Source organism: Rasiella rasia, from assembly GCF_011044175.1.
Lineage (GTDB): Bacteria > Bacteroidota > Bacteroidia > Flavobacteriales > Flavobacteriaceae > Marinirhabdus > Marinirhabdus rasia.
On record NZ_CP049057.1, the window covers coordinates 2,602,601 to 2,625,094 of the forward strand.

The following is a 22,494-nucleotide window of genomic DNA, read 5'->3' on the forward strand; positions in this document are numbered from 1 at the left end:
CCAAAAATAACAACTTACATCCTTTAAAACGAATGCAGTACGAAGGCGTATTAACTAAGATGCAAACTGAAAATGGGGCTCCAATTCAGTACTATCTGGTATTTAAAACAGATTTCTTACACGTAAACCAATTATTAGACAAAAATATAACGATTACGTTTCTACGCTATGAGTGTTTAAACTGTGGTTTGGAAAAGAAAATTTACAGACAAGGATTTTGTTACGATTGCTTTTATGAAATCCCACAGGCTGCAGATTGGATAATGCGTCCAGAATTAAGTACAGCACATCTAGATAAAGAAGACCGTGATTTGGAATATGAGAAAAAGGTGCAATTACAACCACATATTGTTTATCTAGCAAATAGCAGTAATGTAAAAGTTGGCGTTACGCGAAAAACTCAAGTACCTACTCGATGGATTGATCAAGGTGCGCATGAAGCCATTGAAATTGTAGAAGTTCCTAATAGATATCTGGCTGGGATTACCGAGGTAGCGTTAAAAGAGCATGTAGGTGATAAAACCAATTGGCGCACCATGCTTAAAAATGAAGTGCAAGATGCCGATTTAGTTACCTGGCGAGAAAAACTAAAACCATTTATTCCTGAAGAGGCTATTCCTTATTTTATAGAAAACAACACCGAAACACATCTTGAGTTTCCGGTACTGAAATACCCCGTGAAGCTGAAAAGTTTAAACCTAGATAAAACGCCAACTTATAACGGCGTTTTAAAAGGAATTAAAGGTCAATACCTAATTTTTGAAGACGATACAGTCTTTAATGTTCGAAGTAACGAGGGGTATGTAGTGGCTATTTCAGTTAGTTAATACTGTCTTTCTTTTTCTTGCCAAACAAGCCACCAAAGATATCTTTTACAACTTCTGTAGTGCTAGGCTGAGACCCTTGTCCGGTTGAGGTAGAGTCTTTAGGGGTGCTACCGCCGCCAATAAGGTCTTTAATAATGTTGACTCCTTGGTCCTTAATATCTTCCTTCTGTTTGTCTATTAATTTTTTGGTCAATGTAGTTACCGCCGCCTTTGTATCTACCGTAATTTGCGGATTTGTTATGTTTCCACGAACTCCTATTGGTAAAGCAACTGTTGTGTTTTCAGCATCTGCAGGGTCTAATTTTGCCAAGAGCTTTTGTACGTCCCCACCTAAATACTTTGCTGGCACATCCATATTTAAGTTGTAGCTAATGCTCTTATCTAATCCATGACTCCCGGCTATAGTTACATCTATTCCCTTAACATCAAACGTGAAGGGTTGTACTTCAATTTTACCATTGTTAAATTTAAGCACAGTGCTAACATCGCGCAGGCTTAGTTTGTCAATATTTAGAAACTTCACCTGTTCTCCTAATTTTGAGAGTAGTGGTGTTTTGCTTTTGTCTACTTCGGCAGTAATTATTTGCGCCAAGGCATCTCCAGCTAAGGTTGAAATGTTAGGTGTTAAGTCATTATTTAAGTTTCCGTTGAGCTTAATTCTTGTGTTAATATCACCTTCTAAAGCTTTGGCAATAGGAGCCAAAAAACTCATGATTTTTAACTGCTGAAAAGAGCTGCCTATGTCAATACTTTTTAAATCAAGATCCATAGCAAACGTAGGAGTAGTTCCTTTTGTAGAGACATTTCCTGAAACTGCAATGTCTCCACCCAATAATGAGGAAGTTACATTGCTAAGACTTGCCGTCTCATTTTTAATTGCAACACTTCCTTTTGCATTGTCTAAGATGAGATCGTCGTAAATAATTTTATTGGCAGTAAAATTTAAAGTCGCATCTAAGAAATCTGGAACTTGTATCCTACTTTCCTTAATAGAACTGTTAGTACTCTTGGTTGCACCCGACGCAGTTTCTGTAGATTCTTCTGAAGTAAAGTCGTTTAAATTGAAGGTGTTAGACTGTATATTAAAAACTCCTTTTAAATCCTGCTTCGCCATAATCCACGGAATCAAATTTTGAATATTACCAGTGGCGTTTATATCACTTCCACCTGTTGATGCAGTCATTTCGTTTAACTGAATATTTCCGGGAGACATAGTCACAGCTGCATTACCGATATTTATGGGGTTTTTAAACGCCGCGTCGCTGTAGGTAAAATCTTGCAATCGGGCTGTTCCGTTTGTTTTTATGTTTTGGTACTGTTCGTTTTCAACAGAGGCCATATCAAAGTTTGTGGTAACATCTGCTGTAAAAATGCCACGTAAAGGTTGTTCAAGTTCAATAGGCAGAACTTGGTCTATGTGCTCCAAATTAAGAGTTCCTTTTATAGCTAAATTGACCAAGGCATTCTCGGTTAAATTTCTAATGCTTCCGTTAGCTGCAAATAGCTCTTCGTCTATTCTAAAAGTTAGATTTCCTATGGTAAGATACGTGTCTTTTACAAGACCAGTTTCGTTTTTAAGATCGGCATTAATTGTAATATTTCTAACGGTTTTAGGTAGATCTGGATATTTAAATGAGGCATTGCTACTTCTCACTTTTATATCCATAGTAGGAATTCTTTCTTCGTCTACAATGCCTTTTAGTGCTCCATCTATACTGAAATTACCTGTAGTTTCAACCCCATCTAATTCTTTTACATAGGTTTTAGGTATTACTGCTAAGAAGTTTTTAAAATCTGAAGAAGGCGTCTTAAAGGTGAGGTCTACTTCGTTATTTGTTTCATTTATTTGCACAAAACCGTTAAACGTAAGGGGTAATTCATTGATTTTTGCTTCATTTTCAAGGAAGGTATACTTCTGGTTTTCTAAATCTAATTGAAAATTGGCATCTAGGGATATACTATTTTTATTCAAATAATCTATGTCGCCCAATCTAAGTGAAACAAGTGCATTGGTCTGTGTCTCTAAATTTGAAGTTTCCAAAGAAAAATCGCCAGTTCCTTCGTGATGTAGGTTGGATACAAAGAGATATGTTTTTGAGACGTCATCTGTGTAGTTTAAACGGGTGTTATTGATTTCATATCGTTTTAAATCGAATACAAATCCTGTTTCTTCAGTTGACGTATGTTCAGCTTCAAAATTAGTATCGTCTTTTATGGCAATGTCGTAATTAGCCCGTGCTAAGCTATCTATTTTTATATTGATGAGGCCCTTATCTAATTGCAATCCGTCTACAGCAATCGGGTCATTTCCGCTTTTAAACAACTGGGTAATTCCCATATTAATTTTTAGCTGTTCTCCACTAGCTAACGTATCGCCTTTAAAGGGAGCTCGGTTAATTACTGTAAAGTTTTCAATCACCACCGCTGCCTTCGGAAAGCTCTTAAATAAGCTTATGTCCATAGATTTCCAAGTTACTTCGGCGTTCAGATTTTTATTGATGTTCTTTTTCAGTAAATCTTCAAAAGTACCCTTAAAAAGAAATGGCGTAAGCAAAAGAAGTAGGAGTATAATTCCTAAAGAGATGCCCAGTATTTTAAATAGTTTTTTCATAATATTTTGAAATGTCCGTGGTAACGAACTTATTTTTTATTCTTCTAGTTGTAGTTCTTTACCTACGCTTAAATTAAATCTTTTTCTAAACCCATAGACCGCGAGATATAGAAAGGGTGTGTCTAATGCCGCCACTAGTACCTTAAATAGAAACCCGCTTAACAAAAGAGCGCCAAACCGAGGCCATTCAATTTTTCCGAAACTACAGAGAAGTATGAGTACGGCAAACGTATCTACAAACTGCGATAAAAACGTGGAAAAATTATTGCGTAACCACAAATGCTTACCATTGGTAACACGCTTCCAAAAATGGAAGAGCTGTATGTCTATATACTGTGCCAATAAGTATGCCACCATTGAAGCAAAAACGGCTATGGCGGTAGCGCCAAATACTTTGCTAAATAACGGGTCGTTAATTGGGCTCCACGCTGTTGCCGGCACCATGTCTGCTACAAACACAATCAGCAATGAGAAAAATGATGCGAAGATACCTGCCGTTACTACTTGATTAGCCTTCTTTTTACCGTACACTTCGCTAATAATATCGGTAATTAGAAATGTAATAGGATATGGTAAGATACCAACAGAAATTTCAAAAGTATAGAGTCCGAAAAAATCCCAAGAAAAAAATTTCTGAAATATCAGGTTACTCACAACCAAAGATGAAATAAATAACGCGCCTAGTATGAAGTAGATGCGTTGCGCTAGTAAGCGATCTTTAACAGGTAATCGTTTCAATTGTCTGTTCTTTATATCACAAAGATAATGGTCAGTATTTTTGTTTTCCTTAATTTCGTCTTAAAACCAAACTACACTAGTATCAAGCAGTACAACGACATATACCTCTCTTTAGGAAGCAATTTAGGCAACCGTTTTCAGTATTTGCAGGAGGCGGTAAATGCAATTTTCGAGGAGTTGGGTGCCATTCATAAAATTTCATCTGTATACGAAACACCAGCCTTGGGTTTTGAGGGTGATGCCTTTCTAAATTGTGTGCTCTGGGTACGCTCTTTACGCTCAGCTAAAAAGGCCCTAACTATCGTTCAAAAGATTGAAAAAGCCATGGGCAGAGTGCGAAGTTCAACTTCAGAATATACATCTCGCACAATTGATATAGATATATTGCTTTATAACGATGATATAATGAATGACAAGACATTGGTTGTGCCTCATCCTCATATTTCCGATCGTAAATTTGTGTTACAACCATTGGCAGAGGTGAATAGTTTAATTGTACACCCGGTATTGCGTCATAACGTTATAAAAATGTTGTCTCAAACTACAGATACTAGTGAACTTACAAAATTATCTAAGTGGTTGCGTAACCCAAGGCAAGATTATGATATCTCTAAACTGAATTACATTGCCATCGAGGGAAATATTGGAGCAGGAAAAACAAGTCTTGCAACAAAAATGGCAACCGATTTTAATGCAAAACTGATTTTAGAGCGCTTTAAAGACAATCCGTTTTTACCGAAATTTTACGAAGATCAAAGTAGGTATGCTTTTCCGTTAGAAATGTCTTTTTTGGCAGATCGCTATCAGCAATTACTAGAAGACATTACGCAATTCGATTTGTTTAAAGACTGTGTTATAGCCGATTACGACGCCTACAAATCGCTTATTTTTGCAAAGGTGACCCTGGCAGACGAGGAGTTTAACCTCTATAAAAAATTATTTAACCTGATGCACAAAGAGCTGCCAAAGCCAGATGTGTATGTGTATTTATATCAAAATACAGAGCGGCTACTAGAAAACATTCAGAAACGAGGTAGAAGCTATGAAAAGGGTATCGAGCCAGAATATCTAAAGCAGATTAATGAGGGCTATTTCGACTTTATAAAAACACAACCCCAGGAGCGAGTTAAAATTATAGATGTTTCAGAAATAGATTTTGTAAAAAACAGAAAGGATTATCTCGCCTTGTTAAAACAATTACTTGCCTAGACTAGAGAGCTTACAAAATAAATCCCAAATCACAACCCCGCAACTCACCGAAATATTGAGCGAATGTTTTGTGCCGTATTGCGGAATTTCAATGACAGCATCGCTTGAAGACACTACAGTTTGCTGTACACCCTTCACTTCGTTGCCAAAGATAACTGCGTATTTTAAGGCTTTCTGAACTGTAAAATCCTGTAGCTGTATGGCTACTTCAGCTTGCTCTATACTGGCCACAAAAACGCCTTCAGATTTTAATTTTTCGACTACCGCTTCCGTGCTTTCTGTATATTCCCATGTTACGCTATCTGTAGCGCCCAATGCTGTTTTGTGAATGTCTTTATGTGGAGGTTTTGCTGTGATTCCGCAGAGATATACTTTTTCAATTAAAAACGCATCTGCCGTACGAAACACCGAGCCAATATTATTAAGACTTCTAATGTTGTCTAAAACAATAATAAGTGGTGTTTTTTCTGAAACTTTAAAAGCTTCAGGGCTTATTCTGTCTAATTCGCTGTTTTTTAATTTGCGGTATTTCATAAGGCGTAAAGATACATTGATTATGATGTTGAGACAAGTAGTGCCTGTGTATACCTCACATTTAATTTGAGAAAGAACAGGGTCTAGATGTACATTACTTTATAGCCTAGCCATTCGTGCTTTAAGGTTGTTATAGCTAAGATTTTCTTGGCGAGCACATGTAAAGTTGTTAATAAAAGCCAACAACTTCATTGAAAAGAAATTTCAATAAAGGAGGAGAATTCTGTATTTTTATTGGTCAAAATTAAAAAATTAGATGGCGAAGAAAACCACCCCGTTAATGCAGCAATACAATACTATTAAGGCGAAATATCCAGACGCCTTATTGTTGTTTCGCGTAGGTGATTTTTACGAAACATTTGCCTCAGATGCGGTTAAAGCAGCAGGAATTTTGAATATTACATTAACCGCAAGAAATAATGGAGGTGATAAAACTGAATTGGCCGGCTTTCCGCATCATAGTTTAAACACATATCTTCCAAAGTTGGTCATGGCTGGTTGTCGTGTAGCAATTTGCGACCAGCTTGAAGATCCTAAGCAAACAAAGACCATTGTTAAAAGGGGGGTTACAGAATTGGTAACGCCTGGAGTGGCACTAAACGACGATATTCTAAAAAGCAAGTCGAATAATTTTTTAGCGGCTATTCATTTTCCTTCAAAAAATAAGGGAGGAAAAAACAGCAAAGATTGCGTTGGGGTTGCATTTTTAGATGTTTCTACTGGTGAGTTTTTAACTTCGGAAGGCCCCTTAGAATACATCGACAAATTATTACAGAATTTTAACCCAAGTGAAGTGCTCTTCAGCAAGCAAAAACGCAAGCAATTTAATGAAGCCTTTGGAGATTCATTTCATACGTTTTATCTTGAAGATTGGGTGTTTCAGCCAGCATACACTACAGAAACGTTACAAAAGCACTTTAACACAAAAAACTTGAAAGGTTTTGGTGTGGCGCATTTAGAAGCAGGTACCGTTGCAGCAGGTGTAGCCTTGCATTATTTAGGTGAAACGCAACACAAAAAACTAGAGCATATTACCAAATTGGCACGTATTGCTGAAGATGAATATGTCTGGATGGATCGTTTTACCATCCGAAACCTAGAATTATACTATAGCAACCAACAAAATGCAGTTACGTTACTCGATGTAATTGATAAGACTATAAGTCCGATGGGGGGAAGGATGCTTAAACGATGGATGGCACTACCCTTAAAAAACACCGAGAAAATTACGCGTAGACACGAGGTGGTTAGTTTTTTAATAGATCAACCAGCTATTCTAGAACACCTGCAGCAACACACTAAAAAAATGGGCGATTTAGAACGCCTTATTTCAAAAACGGCTACCGGCAAAATTAGTCCGCGTGAGGTAGTTCAGTTAAAGAATTCACTAGAAGCAGTGGTGCCTGTCAAACAAATGGCACTTACTTCTAAAAACGAGTCGCTGCAAATTATTGGAGAACAACTTAACGATTGCGAGTTATTGCGCACCAAGATAAAAGAAAGCTTGTTTGAAGAAGCTCCTGTAGCAATAGGCAAGGGCAGTGCAATTGCGCAGGGAGTTTCCGAAGAACTAGACGAATTACGCGCTATTGCCACTGGAGGAAAAGATTACCTAGATGCCATGCTAAAGCGCGAAAGCGATCGAACGGGTATAACCTCTTTGAAAATTGCCTCAAATAATGTATTCGGGTATTATATAGAGGTACGTAACACACATAAAGATAAGGTGCCAGAAGAGTGGATTCGTAAACAAACACTGGTAAGTGCAGAGCGTTATATTACTGAAGAATTAAAAGAATACGAAACTAAAATTCTTGGGGCTGAAGAAAAAATACTAGCACTAGAACAATTGCTTTTTACCAAGCTAGTAAGTTTTATGCTTCAGTTTATTTCACCAGTACAACAAACAGCGGCTTTGATAGCAGAGTTAGATTGCTTGTCGTCTTTTGCAACCCATGCTAAACAATGCAATTATACAAGACCGTTACTCGATGAAACATTCGATTTAGATATAAAAGAAGGACGTCATCCTGTTATTGAACAGCAACTACCTCCCGATAGTCCGTTTATTGCTAACGACGTGTTTTTAGATCGAGACAACCAGCAAATGATTATGATTACGGGACCAAACATGAGTGGTAAATCTGCAATTTTACGTCAGACAGCCCTCATTGTTCTGCTTGCCCAGATGGGAAGTTTTGTGCCGGCAGGCGCTGTACGCATGGGCTGTGTCGATAAAATATTTACTAGGGTAGGAGCTAGCGATAATATTTCTATGGGCGAAAGTACCTTTATGGTAGAGATGAATGAAACCGCGAGTATTTTAAATAATATCTCTGAACGAAGCTTGGTTTTGCTAGATGAAATTGGACGTGGTACAAGTACCTATGATGGTATTTCTATTGCTTGGGCAATTAGTGAATATCTACATGAACACCCTAGTAAGGCAAAAACTTTATTTGCAACGCACTACCACGAGCTTAATGAAATGACCGAAACGTTTGACCGCATAAAAAACTATAATGTTTCAGTAAAAGAACTAAAAGACAATGTTTTGTTTCTGCGGAAATTGGTCCCAGGTGGTTCACACCACAGCTTCGGAATACATGTTGCCAAGATGGCGGGTATGCCTAAAGTAGTGTTACAGCGTGCCAATAAAATTTTAAAACGTTTAGAGAAAAGTCATTCTTCCGAAGAACTGTCAGATAAAATGAAGAAAATTTCAGAAGAAGAAATGCAATTAAGTTTCTTTAATCTTGATGACCCATTGCTTGTTGAAATAAGAGATGAAATTTTAGAAACAGATATTGATACCCTTACGCCAGTTGAGGCACTAATGAAACTCAACGAAATTAAGCGTATGTTGCAGCGAAGTGCTTCGGTGAAGTTTAAGAAGTAATATGTTTTGGGCGTTACCCGCGAAATGCGGGTCGGGTCTTACGCTACAATCTGCTACGCAGGATTTTCACTGCAACCCCTAACGCGATGTTATTAAATGCAACGTCTTTAATTTGGCTTCTTCTCATCATAACAGAAGACGGAACTTACTCGTTGAACTCGCGAGTCTTGTAGCATCATGTTGTTCCTCATTTAATCGAAGCGAGGTTCATTTTTCATAAAAACAAAAAAACCGAATCTCTCGATTCGGTTTTTTCTGATTAGTACTGAAGACGGGACTTGAACCCGTACGGACATTACTGTCCACTGGATTTTAAGTCCAGCGTGTCTACCAATTCCACCACTTCAGCATTTTGCAATAGTAATTATTACAATTGGTATATTTTATCGATAATCTCAATTAGTAACGGCTTCAAAGTTACTAGATTGTTTTTAGAAATCTAGTATTTCTAAAAGTATCGTGGCAGAGCGAAAAACGGGATTCGAACCCGCGACCTCCACCTTGGCAAGGTGGCGCTCTACCAGCTGAGCTATTTTCGCGTTTTAATAATGAACATCACCTTTTATCGAAGGCGGTTGCAAATTTAAAACTTTTAGAAAAAAGACAAAGCATTATTTTATTTAATTATTGAAAATATTTTTATTCAATAATTTAGAGATCATCGCTTATTAGTTTTTTAACTTCTTCAACGGCGTCTTCATTTAGGTCTTCTGCAATCTTATTGCGTTTGCTAATTTTGTAGGATATAAAAATAAGTAACAACAGAATAGGTATTATTACTGGTATAGAATACCAGAAATCAAACTCATCTATAAATTGTATTTGGTGATTTATTACACCCGATAGTTGAAACAAAAACATGGTAAGTGGTACCAAGATAGCATACTTCCACCAGTTTCTAGAGGTTACAAACCAGATTGTGGTTAACAATACAAACGTGGTCTTTGTGAAGAGTGCATGCATATAAGACTGCACGTTCGAGAAGTTTCCTGGTTCTATTACACCTATAAATGTATTCCAAGTAACTCCCTCTTCAGATGGAGCATATTTGTAGATATAAAATAAAAAGGGTGTTGCTATCAAACATAATGATAGCAACACTCCTGAAAAAAAAGTTTTTTTTCTATCCGTTTGGCGGAACTTCGTATTTCGCTTTGTCGATTTGTTGGTCATTTGTTGCTTGATCTTCTGGGGTACAGCTAGCTGTAAAAGCAAGTACAGCTAAAATAAACATAAGTTTTTTCATTAGATAGGTTTTTGTGTTATTTTCTATACAATGATATGGCGATGTTTTACAAAATCCTATAGTGCTGAAAAACTATGTTTTACGTAATTTTGTCTGTTTTTTTCGACACTTCATCGAAAAAAAAATAGTTATCGAATTTCTTTGTCCGTTATTTCCGAACCTAAAAAATGCAAATTAAAGATGGTTTTTAGTGAGTTAAGATGATATAAAAAGGCTAAAATATAGATCAATTTTAGGGGTCGTTTTCTTAGAATTTCTATGCAAGATTTAGAGACATACACTAAAGAAAAAATTTGAAAATCACTTTTCATTTTAAATAAGGTGCTACCATCAAATTTTGACTTCAATCTGGCTGTAGACACCATGAAAGTAGGAATCATCTTTCAGAAAAATCTTACAAATTCTTGATTTTTAGATAGATTGTGAAAAGTCTATTTGTTAAAATGCTTAAGAAAAAACGTTGTACAACGATGAAAAACTACACTTTATCGAAAATAATAGTATTACATCGACTATTTTGGTTGTTCGTCGTTAAAACAGTTAAAAATCTTAACAATTTAAAACTATATTTGGCCAACTGTTTTCCCCCACACAACAGTTACCAACCATTTTCCCGATTTTACAGAGAATAAAATAAATTAATTTATATACAATATTAATCTATAGTGTATCGCTTATGGAAATTTTTACGCTTCTATTGAAAAAAATCAAAAACAACAAACTCCTCAAATTTTTAGGGATTGTATTGTTCTTGTCTTATGGCCAATTTTCTATGGCTCAGTGTAACATCACAGTAATAAGTACGTCAATGACGTCGGCTTGTAACGATAATGGAACATCGCCAGATCCTTCAGACGATTTCTTTACGGCAGACATTACAGTTACTTTCGAAATGCCTCCAGCAACTGGGACATTGGATTTGTCAGGGGACAGTGGTTCCATTTCTGTTTCAGTTGGTTCGTTAGATACAGCTACGAGCCATACGTTTATGGGTGTGGTGATGTCGGCAGATGGTACTGCTATAGACGTGACGGCTTCATTTTCTGACGACGCTGGATGTACCTTAAATGAGCCGGCTGCAGGATTTGCGCCAGCTTCTTGTAGTCCAGATTGTGTAGTTACTAATATTTCAGCCCTAAACCCAAGTATTTGTAATAGTAATGGAACTGTAGGTGATCCTTCAGACGATTTCTTTACGGTAGATATAGAAGTAGAATATTCAAATCCTCCTGCTTCTGGAACACTTGATTTAACAGGCGATGGTACTGTTTCTGTGGCGGTGGGTAGTTTAGATGGTCCAACTAGTCATACATTTATAGGTGTAATGTTTCCAGCCGATGGTAGTCCTATAGACTTAACGGCAACGTTTTCTGCTACTGGATGTACATTAAATGTTCCTACTGTAACAACGGCACCTTCACAATGTAGTATTGCTTCAGGTCCTGGTGGACTTTCAATTTCGAAATCTCATTGCGATTGGGGATACACCACAACAGATCGTTATAAGATTCAGTATAATATGACCCTAACAAATATGGGTACAGAGCCAGTTTATAACATCTCAGCTTTAGACGATTTAGGAACTCCTTTTGGAGGTGATGCACGAATTTTGGCCATTGTTTCTGGTTCAGCAAGTAGTACAGACCCGCCAAATACTCCAGTTTCATTTAATGGAGCATATGATGGACAAAGTATTGGAGATATTGAGTTGTTAAGTATTGATCCATTAACCGAGCTTGACGCTGGCGAAAGTATTAACATTAGTATATGTATTGAAGTAGATGCTGTGGCTGCATTAGATATGGCTACGGTAATGAATGTTGTAAATGTTACAGCAAATGATGCTACTACAGGTGACGCCTACGCAACCTCTGGAGGCGATTCAGAAACTTTTCAAGAGAATAATGCAATTTTAAGCGCTGGCTTACAAGTTAGCAATGCAAATCCAACAGTTAATACAGACGGAACAACAGATTTCTCATATACAATTACATTAAGGAATAGTGGTTCTGGAGATGCTTCTAATATCCAGTATACAGACACTTTTGATCATTTATTTGGTGCTGCACCCGCGGTTCCAATTAATACACTTACAGTAACACCAGTAGGAGCACCTGCCTTAACATTTAATCCTGCTTTCGACGGAGGGTCGGGAATAAATGGTGGTTCTTCAGAGTTGTTAATGGCAGGACAAACAATGGCAGCGGGAACTACAGCACAATATATAGTAGCACTTAATGTTGGTCCTACTTCTAATATGTCTGCCAGAGTTACCCAAGGTATTATATCTGGAGTAGATTCAGGCGGAAGAGATGTAAGCGATACGTCTAGAAGAAATACAACTGCAGATCATGATGGGGTGCAGTGCTTTTGTGAATCAACACCGGTTACATTAACCTTTACACCTATTCCTTTAATTACTAAAACTGTAATAAGTGATACGCCTGCTTCTAGTGGTATAGAAGGTAACAAAGATATTGTATTTCAGATTGAAATAGAGAATGATGCAAGCTCTCCGGTAGATTTAATGAATATTCAGGTAACAGATGATATTAATGCCATGTGTCCTGGAAATATTGTGAATGTTGGAACACCTACATTGGTGTCATCTACAGCATTAGTAGATCCTAATTTTAATCCGAGTTTCACAGGACTTGGATTTAACGATGTTTTTGATGGAACTTCAGGAACATTTGAACCAGGAGACAATTTAATCTTTAGTATCGAAGTAGAAATAACACAACCATGTCCAGGAGATAACGTAGCTTCATTTACAGCAACCTCTCCTGCAGGAACTGTAACAGCAACAGTTTCTTCTACTGCTGGAATTAACAATCCGCCGATGGCTGTAGATGATACAGATTCTACGCCTGTAGATACTCCTATAACTATAGACGCTATTGATAATGACTCAGATCCAGACGGAGATACTGTTTTCATTACTGAAGTAGACGGAATGGCTATTACAGATGGCGGTGCACCTGTTGCGCTAGGAGATGGAACTATTGTTCAATTAGTAGGAGGAGAACTTGTAATAACTCCACCTCCTGGGAGTACAGCTCCAATTTCTTTTTCATACACCATAGAAGATGGTTTCGGAAATTCTGATACTGCAAACATTTTTATTACCATAGATGTTTGTGCTATTACAGATATAACCTTATCTAATATTTCTGCATGTGACGATGGAACAACAACTGGTGACCCATCTGACGATACCTTTACGGCCGATGTTACGGTAACATTTACAGATCCGCCAGGTACAGGAAATCTAGTGCTCTCTGGTGATGGCTCTGATTCGGTTGCGGTAGGTTCGTTGGGTTCAACCACTACGTATACATTTACTAGTGTAACCATGGCTGCTGATGGAACTTCAATAGATCTTACAGCTACTTTCGATAGTCCTAGCGGATGCAGTTTTTCTAACTCTAATGGTACAGCACCTGCTGCGTGTAGTATTGCACAAGCCGACGTTGGAATTACTAAAACGCTAACAGATACAAGCCCGTATCAAACAGGAGATTTAGTAACTTATACTTTAGTAGTTAGTAATGCAGGTACAGACACCGCAACTAACGTAGTTGTTACCGATACTCCTACTAACTTAACAATACAGAGTGTAGTTGGTGGCGGATGTGGAAGTTTTCCATGTACTATCCCAACAATTTTAGCTGGTACTCCAGCAAATGATGTTACAATAACAGTTACTGCAACTATCGATGGGCCAGGAGCCTTTGATAACGTTGCTTCGGTAAGTGCAGATCAAGTAGATAGTAACCCAGCAAATGATTCTGATGCAGTTGGAAACAATGGGGTTGCGGCAGGAATGGCAGATTTGGTCACGGTTAAAACACTAACAAGTGGAACTTCTACTCCTGCTGAATCTGAGGTTGTAACTTTTACAATTACAGTTACTAACAATGGCCCAGATAATGCGACAAATATTACTTTAGACGACACAATTCCAGCTGGCTTAACAGCAACTGGAAATAATGGAAATACAGGGGGTGCTCAAGCATCAAGCTATGCCGCTCCTACGTGGACAATTCCTTTGTTGAATTCAGGTGAAAGTGTAACACTTTTAATTGAAGGTACGGTAAACTTGGGTGAAGATGGGAATACAATTACCAATACAACTACGGCTGCCTCAACACCAGATCAGAACGATCCTTCTACGGCGGGTGATGATTTGGAAGAATCGGTTGTGGTTACAGGATGTTTAGATACTGATGGCGATGGAGATTGTGATGCAACAGATCCAGACATTAACGATCCTTGTAATTTTAGCCCTGGAAGTATTCCAGATACCACAAACCCAATATGGCAAGCAGCCGATTGCGACGGTGATGGTGAAACTAACGGAGAAGAAACTACAAATGGCACAAATCCGCAAGATCCTTGTTCAAATCAAATGACAGTCGTGCCGACCAATCCTGGAACGCCAGGAACTCCTGCACAAACAGCGTACGATATTTGGGCAGCGGCAGATTGTGATGAAGATGGGGTTACCAATGGTGTTGAAGCAGAAACAGATGGGACCAACCCTTATGACCCTTGTGATTATGAGGTTGCTAGTCAAAATATAGCAAACGTGGGTCCTTCATGGAATGATGCAGACTGTGATGGTGACGGTGTTACCAATGGAGATGAAAATGCTAGTGGAACTGATCCTCAAGATCCATGTAGTTATAATCCAATATTAGTAACGCAACCCCAAACAACAATGTGGCTCTTAGCAGATTGTGATGGTGATGGTACTAGTAATGGTCAAGAAGTTGCAGATGGAACCGACCCAATGGATCCATGTGATGTAACTAATCAGATAGTACAAACAGATCCAATGACTCCAGGAACACCTGAACAAGCAGCCTATGATATTTGGGCAGCAGCAGACTGTGATGGTGATGGCGAGACAAACGGAGAAGAGGTTACCAATGGTACAGACCCGTTTGATCCTTGTAGTGTAAGTACTCAAACTGTACAAACTAACCCAATGTCTCCTGGGACTCCTGCCCAAAATGCATACGATGTATGGGCAGCTGCAGATTGTGATGGTGATGGAGAGACCAATGGTACAGAAGTTACTAACGGTACAGATCCATTTGATCCTTGTGATGTAACAGTTGCAACGATTCCGAATCCAGCAGATCCAAACTATGGAGTATGGGCAGCCGCAGATTGTGATGGTGATGGTGAGACAAACGGAGAAGAGGCTACCAATGGTACAGATCCATTTGACTCATGTAGTGTTACTGTAGCGACTATTCCAACCAATCCTATGGCACCAGGAACTCCTGCACAGACTGCATACGATGAATGGGCAGCTGCAGATTGTGATGGTGACGGTGTGAGCAATGGAGTAGAGGCCGAGACAGACGGAACAGATCCATACGATCCATGTTCTTACCTAGCGGCGAGTCAAGATATAACAATGGTTACTGCAGCATGGAATGATTTAGATTGTGATGGCGACGGGGTAACCAATGGAGACGAAGTAATTGATGGAACAAACCCACAAGACCCTTGTGATTATATTGCTGGCAGTGTTAGTCGTCCAATGAGCGCAGCATGGGATTTACTAGATTGTGATGGTGATGGTGATCCAAACGGAACTGATCCAGACCCACAAGACCCTTGTGTTGTTACTGCTGGTGTGTTACCAACCAATCCAATGAATCCAGGAAGTCCAGAACAAGCTGCATTTGATGCTTGGGCTGCAATAGACTGTGATGGTGATGGCGAGACAAACGGAGAAGAATTAATTAATGGAACTGACCCTTACGATCCTTGTGATGTAACAGTTGCGACCATCCCGGCACCTACAGATCCAAACTATGGAGTATGGGCAGCTGCAGATTGTGATGGTGATGGAGAGACTAATGGTACAGAAGTTACTAACGGTACAGATCCATTTGATCCTTGTGATGTAACAGTTGCAACGATTCCAAACCCAGCAGATCCAAACTATGGAGTATGGGCAGCTGCAGATTGTGATGGTGATGGTGAGACAAACGGAGAAGAGGCTACCAATGGTACAGATCCATTTGACTCATGTAGTGTTACTGTAGCGACTATTCCAACCAATCCTATGGCACCAGGAACTCCTGCACAGACTGCATACGATGAATGGGCAGCTGCAGATTGTGATGGTGACGGTGTGAGCAATGGAGTAGAGGCCGAGACAGACGGAACAGATCCATACGATCCATGTTCTTACCTAGCGGCGAGTCAAGATATAACAATGGTTACTGCAGCATGGAATGATTTAGATTGTGATGGCGACGGGGTAACCAATGGAGACGAAGTAATTGATGGAACAAACCCACAAGATCCTTGTGATTATATGGCTGGTAGTGTTACTGGGCCAATGAGCGCAGCATGGGATTTACTAGATTGTGATGGTGATGGCGATCCAAACGGAACTGATCCAGACCCACAAGACCCTTGTGTTGTTACTGCTGGTGTGTTACCAACCAATCCAATGAATCCAGGAAGTCCAGAACAAGCAGCATTTGATGCTTGGGCTGCAATAGACTGTGATGGTGATGGCGAGACAAACGGAGAAGAATTAATTAATGGAACTGACCCTTACGATCCTTGTGATGTAACAGTTGCGACCATCCCGGCACCTACAGATCCAAACTATGGAGTATGGGCAGCTGCAGATTGTGATGGTGATGGAGAGACCAATGGTACAGAAGTTACTAATGGTACAGATCCATTTGATCCTTGTGATGTAACAGTTGCAACGATTCCGAACCCAGCAGATCCAAACTATGGAGTATGGGCAGCTGCGGATTGTGATGGTGATGGTGAGACAAACGGAGAAGAGGCTACCAATGGTACAGATCCATTTGACTCATGTAGTGTTACTGTAGCGACTATTCCAACCAATCCTATGGCACCAGGAACTCCTGCACAGACTGCATACGATGAATGGGCAGCTGCAGATTGTGATGGTGACGGTGTGAGCAATGGAGTAGAGGCCGAGACAGACGGAACAGATCCATACGATCCATGTTCTTACCTAGCGGCGAGTCAAGATATAACAATGGTTACTGCAGCATGGAATGATTTAGATTGTGATGGCGACGGGGTAACCAATGGAGACGAAGTAATTGATGGAACAAACCCACAAGATCCTTGTGATTATATGGCTGGCAGTGTTAGTCGTCCAATGAGCGCAGCATGGGATTTACTAGATTGTGATGGTGATGGCGATCCAAACGGAACTGATCCAGACCCACAAGACCCTTGTGTTGTTACTGCTGGTGTGTTACCAACCAATCCAATGAATCCAGGAAGTCCAGAACAAGCAGCATTTGATGCTTGGGCTGCAATAGACTGTGATGGTGATGGCGAGACAAACGGAGAAGAATTAATTAATGGAACTGACCCTTACGATCCTTGTGATGTAACAGTTGCGACCATCCCGGCACCTACAGATCCAAACTATGGAGTATGGGCAGCTGCAGATTGTGATGGTGATGGAGAGACTAATGGTACAGAAGTTACTAACGGTACAGATCCATTTGATCCTTGTGATGTAACAGTTGCAACGATTCCGAACCCAGCAGATCCAAACTATGGAGTATGGGCAGCTGCAGATTGTGATGGTGATGGAGAGACAAACGGAGAAGAGGCTACCAATGGTACAGATCCATTTGACCCATGTAGTGTTACTGTAGCGACTATTCCAACCAATCCTATGGCACCAGGAACTCCTGCACAGACTGCATACGATGTATGGGCAGCTGCAGATTGTGATGGTGATGGTGTTACGAATGGAGACGAAGTAGCTCCTCCTGGAGGTGAACCAGGAACCAACCCATTTGATCCTTGTGATTATAATGCTGTAGACCAAGATATAACAATGGTTACTGCAGCATGGAACGATTTAGATTGTGATGGCGACGGGGTAACCAATGGAGATGAAGTAATTGATGGAACAAACCCTCAAGACCCATGTGACTTTATGTTAAGCAGTCAGACTGTACCAACCACTATGGCATGGGAGGCATTAGATTGTGATGGCGATGGAGTTACCAATGGTCAAGAAGTTATCGATGGTACTGATCCATTAGACGAATGTGATCTAGTTGTTGCTAACCAAACAGTGCCACCAAGTGCGGCATGGGAAGCGTTAGATTGTGATGGAGATGGAGTTACCAATGGTCAGGAAGTTATAGATGGAACTGATCCAGTAGATCCATGTGACTTTGTATTGGCTAGCGCAACATTACCACCAAGTGCAGCATGGGAGGCATTAGATTGTGATGGTGATGGAGTTACCAATGGTCAAGAGATTATAGATGGAACTGATCCGTTAGATGAATGTGACTTAATGTTCATGAACCAGACAGTACCACCAAGTCAGGCTTGGATAGATGGAGATTGTGACGGTGATGGTGTTACTAATGGTGATGAAGTTATCGACGGAACTGATCCAGTAGATCCATGTGACTTTATGTTAGAGAATGCAACTGTACCTCAGACGATGGCATGGGAAGCATTAGATTGTGATGGCGATGGAGTTACCAATGGTCAAGAAGTTATCGATGGAACTGATCCATTAGACGAATGTGATCTAGTTGTTGCTAACCAAACAGTACCACCAAGTGCGGCATGGGAAGCGTTAGATTGTGATGGCGATGGAGTTACCAATGGTCAGGAAGTTATAGATGGAACTGATCCTGTAGATCCATGTGACTTTATATTGGCTAGCGCAACATTACCACCAAGTGCAGCATGGGAGGCATTAGATTGTGATGGTGATGGAGTTACCAATGGTCAAGAAGTTATCGATGGAACTGATCCGTTAGATGAATGTGACTTGATGTTCATGAACCAAACGGTACCACCAAGCCAAGCTTGGATAGATGGAGATTGTGACGGTGATGGAGTTACCAATGGTGATGAAGTTATCGACGGAACTGATCCAGTAGATCCATGTGACTTTATGTTAGAGAATGCAACTGTACCTCAGACGATGGCATGGGAGGCATTAGATTGTGATGGCGATGGAGTTACCAATGGTCAAGAAGTTATCGATGGAACTGATCCATTAGACGAATGTGATCTAGTTGTTGCTAACCAAACAGTACCACCAAGTGCGGCATGGGAAGCGTTAGATTGTGATGGCGATGGAGTTACCAATGGTCAGGAAGTTATAGATGGAACTGATCCAGTAGATCCATGTGACTTTGTATTGGCTAGCGCAACATTACCACCAAGTGCAGCATGGGAGGCATTAGATTGTGATGGTGATGGAGTTACCAATGGTCAAGAAGTTATCGATGGAACTGATCCGTTAGATGAATGTGACTTGATGTTCATGAACCAAACGGTACCACCAAGTCAGGCTTGGATAGATGGAGATTGTGACGGTGATGGAGTTACTAATGGTGATGAAGTTATCGACGGAACTGATCCAGTAGACCCATGTGATTTTATGTTAAGCAGTCAGACTGTACCAACCACTATGGGATGGGAGGCATTAGATTGTGATGGCGATGGAGTTACCAATGGTCAAGAAGTTATCGATGGAACTGATCCATTAGACGAATGTGATCTAGTTGTTGCTAACCAAACAGTGCCACCAAGTGCGGCATGGGAGGCATTAGATTGTGATGGCGATGGAGTTACCAATGGTCAGGAAGTTATTGATGGAACTGATCCTGTAGATCCATGTGACTTTGTATTGGCTAGCGCAACATTACCACCAAGTGCAGCTTGGGAGGCATTAGATTGTGATGGCGATGGAGTTACCAATGGTCAAGAAGTTATCGATGGAACTGATCCGTTAGATGAATGTGACTTAATGTTCATGAACCAGACAGTACCACCAAGTCAGGCTTGGATAGATGGAGATTGTGACGGTGATGGAGTTACCAATGGTGATGAAGTTATCGACGGAACTGATCCAGTAGATCCATGTGACTTTATGTTAGAGAATGCAACTGTACCTCAGACGATGGCATGGGAGGCATTAGATTGTGATGGCGATGGAGTTACCAATGGTCAAGAAGTTATCGATGGTACTGATCCATTAGACGAATGTGATTTAGTTGTTGCTAACCAAACAGTACCACCAAGTGCGGCATGGGAAGCGTTAGATTGTGATGGCGATGGAGTTACTAATGGTCAGGAAGTTATAGATGGAACTGATCCAGTAGACTTATGTGACTTTGTACTAGCTAATCAAACTGTAGCGCCTAGCCAAGAATGGTTAGATGCAGATTGTGATGGCGATGGAGTTACTAATGGAGACGAAGTTATTGACGGTACTGATCCATTAGACGAATGTGACTTAATGTTTATGGGACAAACTGTACCGCCAAGTCAGGCTTGGATAGATGGAGATTGTGACGGTGATGGAGTTACCAATGGTGATGAAGTTATTGACGGTACTGATCCAGTAGATCCTTGTGACTTTATGTTAGAGAATGCAACTGTACCTCAGACAATGGAATGGGAAGCATTAGATTGTGATGGTGATGGAGTTACCAATGGTCAGGAATTAATTGACGGTACCGATCCATTAGATTTATGTGACTTTGTTTTAGATAATCAAACGGTTACACCTAGTCAAGAATGGTTAGATGCAGATTGTGATGGAGATGGTGTTACGAATGGCGAAGAGTTGAATGACGGTACGAACCCACTTGATCCATGTGATTTTGATGTGGCGAGTATAACGCTTCCACCATCAGGAGACTTCTTGTTGGCAGATTGTGATGGTGACGGGGTTACTAATGGTGATGAGATAAGTGACGGTACTGATCCACTTGATCCATGTGACTTTATTACTGCGAGCATGTCTGTTGAACCTTCGCAAGAATGGTTAGACCTAGATTGTGATGGTGATGGTGTTACTAACGGACAAGAGTTATTAGACGGCACAGAGCCACTTGATCCATGTGATTTTGACTTCAATAGCCAAACAATTAACCTTGAAACCCAAGAGGTGGAAGGTGTAAGCGACGAATGGTTGTTGCTTGATTGTGATGGTGACGGAATTCTAAATGGCGACGAAGTTGCAGATAATAATGAAAATGGTATTCCAGATTACCTAGAGTTTAATAACGGTGATCCTAATTCAGATGATAACCTTGATGTCTTCGATATCATGTCGCCTAATGGTGACGGATTAAATGACGTGTTTGTTATTAGAGGAATTGAGCAGTATCCAAACAATACATTAGAAATATACAACCGTTGGGGAGTAAAAGTGTATGATGCCAAAGGATACGGTCAAGGCGATAGATTCTTTAGAGGATTATCTGATGGTAGGGTTACTATAGATAGAAACGAAACCTTGCCAGTAGGAACTTACTATTACATACTTAACTATGTAAATGACAATGGTGAGAATAAACGTTTAGCTGGACCATTATACATAAACAGAAGATAAATTCATATAAAATACCTGCCAAGGCGAAAGTCTTGGTAGGTCTAATATCAATACCTATGAAAAAATTATACATAACCGTTTTAGCGTTACTGGCCTTAGGATTTTATAGTCAAGAAACTTTGGCTCAACAGGATGCGCAATATACTCAGTATATGTACAACACCTTAAGTATTAACCCGGCCTATGCTGGTGCGCGCGACGTATTTAGTTTTGTAGGTCTCTACAGAAGTCAGTGGGTTGGTTTAGACGGGGCTCCGCGAACTTTTACGGCTTCGGCACATTCGCCAGTTGGTAAAAAAGTGGGCCTAGGTCTTAATGTTACTAGAGATGAAATATTTATTTCGCAAGAAACGTATATTGATATCGACTTTAGCTATACATTAGATGTTTCCGAAGAAGGAAAACTTGCTCTGGGAATTAAAGGTGGTGCACATTTGTTAGATATAGATACCCAACGTCTCAATACAGGGCCATTTAACCCTGGAGATCCAGAGTCGCAAATCAATATCGACAACAAATTTTCTCCACAGGTAGGGGTGGGAGCATACTATTACACTCAAAAGTTCTATTTAGGGTTAAGTGTTCCAAATTTTATAGAAACTGAACACTACGATGAATCTTCTAATAGTAACAATTCAAGTGCAACAGCAAAAGAAAAAGTTAATTTCTACCTTATGAGTGGATACGCATTTGATATTAATGAAAATCTTAAGTTTAAGCCAGCAATGTTATTTAAACTTGTTGAAGGAGCACCGCTTCAGGCAGATCTTTCGGCAAATTTCTTAATACATGATAAACTTACACTAGGTGCAGCGTACAGATGGAGCGCCGCACTAAGTGGAATGGTTGGTTTCCAAATTTCTGATCAACTAATGTTAGGTCTAGCTTACGATAGAGAAACTACAGAATTACAACAATATAATGATGGCTCTTACGAAGTCTTCTTACGTTTTGAACTTTTCAATAAAAACAAACGTATGATTTCACCAAGATTCTTTTAATCCGAACCAAAAAAAT

The 22,494-nt window shown here is 39.8% G+C and carries 10 protein-coding genes and 2 tRNA genes; 5 read left to right on the forward strand and 7 right to left on the reverse strand.

Translation table 11 applies throughout. From position 1 onward, the window contains the following. The first annotated feature begins 32 nt into the window (after nucleotides 1–32). Nucleotides 33–827: a DUF2797 domain-containing protein gene (locus G5B37_RS11675; protein ID WP_164680206.1), complete on the forward strand. Its 795-nt coding sequence runs from the start codon at nucleotides 33–35 to the stop codon at nucleotides 825–827. On the opposite strand, the gene G5B37_RS11680 is transcribed toward G5B37_RS11675, so the two are convergent. Then, nucleotides 820–3,438, reverse strand: a complete 2,619-nt coding sequence (locus G5B37_RS11680) for an AsmA-like C-terminal region-containing protein (protein ID WP_164680207.1) — start codon at nucleotides 3,436–3,438, stop codon at nucleotides 820–822. The genes G5B37_RS11675 and G5B37_RS11680 overlap by 8 nt on opposite strands. Nucleotides 3,439–3,474: 36 nt before the next feature. Further along, nucleotides 3,475–4,176, reverse strand: a complete 702-nt coding sequence (locus G5B37_RS11685; protein WP_164680208.1) for a queuosine precursor transporter — start codon at nucleotides 4,174–4,176, stop codon at nucleotides 3,475–3,477. Between the two features lie 27 nt (nucleotides 4,177–4,203). Between G5B37_RS11685 and folK the strand changes: the two genes are divergently transcribed. Then, nucleotides 4,204–5,385, forward strand: coding sequence for a 2-amino-4-hydroxy-6-hydroxymethyldihydropteridine diphosphokinase (folK, locus tag G5B37_RS11690; protein WP_164680209.1), 1,182 nt, complete (start codon nucleotides 4,204–4,206; stop codon nucleotides 5,383–5,385). Here folK and G5B37_RS11695 read toward each other — a convergent pair. Continuing rightward, nucleotides 5,374–5,919 carry an RNA methyltransferase gene (locus G5B37_RS11695; RefSeq protein ID WP_164680210.1) on the reverse strand — a complete coding sequence of 182 codons (546 nt, stop codon included), beginning with the start codon at nucleotides 5,917–5,919 and terminating at the stop codon, nucleotides 5,374–5,376. The genes folK and G5B37_RS11695 overlap by 12 nt on opposite strands. Nucleotides 5,920–6,175: 256 nt before the next feature. On the opposite strand from G5B37_RS11695, the gene mutS reads away from it, so the two are divergent. After that, nucleotides 6,176–8,818, forward strand: a complete 2,643-nt coding sequence (mutS, locus tag G5B37_RS11700; protein ID WP_164680211.1) for a DNA mismatch repair protein MutS — start codon at nucleotides 6,176–6,178, stop codon at nucleotides 8,816–8,818. A gap of 263 nt (nucleotides 8,819–9,081) precedes the next feature. On the opposite strand, the gene G5B37_RS11705 is transcribed toward mutS, so the two are convergent. The 4 genes from G5B37_RS11705 to G5B37_RS15190 form a co-directional block, all read right to left on the reverse strand. Continuing rightward, nucleotides 9,082–9,167: transfer RNA gene (locus tag G5B37_RS11705), tRNA-Leu, on the reverse strand. Between the two features lie 117 nt (nucleotides 9,168–9,284). After that, nucleotides 9,285–9,357, reverse strand: a tRNA-Gly gene (locus G5B37_RS11710). A gap of 112 nt (nucleotides 9,358–9,469) precedes the next feature. Next, a complete protein-coding gene (locus tag G5B37_RS11715; protein WP_164680212.1) occupies nucleotides 9,470–9,901 on the reverse strand; it encodes a hypothetical protein in 432 nt (143 codons plus the stop codon). Between the two features lie 40 nt (nucleotides 9,902–9,941). Further along, entirely contained in the window at nucleotides 9,942–10,064 is a 123-nt protein-coding gene (locus G5B37_RS15190; RefSeq protein WP_263649795.1) for a hypothetical protein, read from the reverse strand. 697 nt (nucleotides 10,065–10,761) lie between these two features. Between G5B37_RS15190 and G5B37_RS11720 the strand changes: the two genes are divergently transcribed. Both G5B37_RS11720 and G5B37_RS11725 read left to right on the forward strand, forming a co-directional pair. Continuing rightward, on the forward strand, nucleotides 10,762–21,477 hold the full coding sequence (locus tag G5B37_RS11720; RefSeq protein WP_164680213.1) for a T9SS type B sorting domain-containing protein: 10,716 nt from the start codon (nucleotides 10,762–10,764) through the stop codon (nucleotides 21,475–21,477). A 56-nt stretch (nucleotides 21,478–21,533) separates the two neighbouring features. After that, nucleotides 21,534–22,478, forward strand: coding sequence for a PorP/SprF family type IX secretion system membrane protein (locus tag G5B37_RS11725; protein ID WP_164680214.1), 945 nt, complete (start codon nucleotides 21,534–21,536; stop codon nucleotides 22,476–22,478). The last annotated feature ends 16 nt before the right edge of the window (nucleotides 22,479–22,494 follow it).